This is a genomic window from Kitasatospora sp. NPDC056531 (assembly GCF_042794375.1).
Classification (GTDB): domain Bacteria; phylum Actinomycetota; class Actinomycetes; order Streptomycetales; family Streptomycetaceae; genus Kitasatospora.
The window spans coordinates 725-1,218 of sequence record NZ_JBHTTU010000384.1 but is presented as its reverse complement, the minus strand read 5'-3'; the positions used below and the strand labels follow the sequence as shown (position 1 = coordinate 1,218).

The 494-nt window shown below is 75.1% G+C and carries 1 protein-coding gene; it reads right to left on the bottom strand.

Annotation, left to right across the window (positions count from 1 at the left end):
* The coding region (locus ACFQ87_RS46640; RefSeq protein WP_380617118.1) for a HAMP domain-containing protein at positions 1 to 494 on the bottom strand (494 nt) is incomplete at both ends.

The window sequence follows — 494 nt, the reverse complement described above, 5'->3', positions numbered from 1 at the left end:
CCGCCGCGAGCGCCACCAGCTCCTCCACCAGCAGGGTCAACTCCCGCGCCTCCTCGGCCAGGTCGGCCATCAGCGCGGCGCGCTCCGCGGGCGGCAGCCGGTCCAGGCTGGGCAGCACCGAGAGGTTGGTGCGCAGGCTGGTCAGCGGGGTGCGCAGCTCGTGCCCGGCGTCCTGGACGAGGCGGCGCTGGTTCTCCTTGGCGGTGGCGAGCCGGACCAGCATCCGGTCGAAGGCACGGCCGAGCCGGCCCACCTCGTCCGTACCGGAGGCGGGTACCGGGACGTCCAACCGGCCGCTCGCGGCGACCAGTTCGGCCGCGTCCGTGAGCCGGACCAGCCGGCCGGTGATCCGCCGGGCGAGCAGCCAGCCGGCCGCGCCCGCGATCAGCACGACGCCGGCCACCACGGCCACCATCTGCTTGCGCAGCTTGTCCAACAGATCCTCGATGTCGCCGAGTTGCTGCACGATCTGGACCGCGCCCCGGCCGCCGCCG